Annotated in this window: 1 pseudogene; it reads left to right on the top strand. The window is 32.9% G+C overall.

What is annotated here, in order from left to right:
- Positions 1–234: pseudogene (locus tag SB660_RS23905) on the top strand (glycosyltransferase family 2 protein); the annotation flags it as partial.

Here is a 234-nt window from a genome sequence, read left to right as displayed (position 1 = left end):
CAAAAGATTTATCATTTATTTTTAAAGATAAGCAAATCTGTTTGCCAAATCATTCAAAAATGATTGTGAATACCGGACAGTCTGAAATCTCATTACCGGTAAAACGTATAGAGTTAGAGCCTAATTGCACAAAATTGACGGTAAACGTGCAGAGTTTGCTTGAACAGCTAGCTCATGTAAAGAAAGAGCGATTAATTGAATTTGCGATAAACACTTCTCAAAATAAAATCAGTG

It is taken from the genome of Bacillus sp. SIMBA_005 (genome assembly GCF_046535585.1).
Lineage (GTDB): Bacteria > Bacillota > Bacilli > Bacillales > Bacillaceae > Bacillus > Bacillus pumilus.
This window is presented reverse-complemented; position numbering and strand designations above follow the sequence as displayed.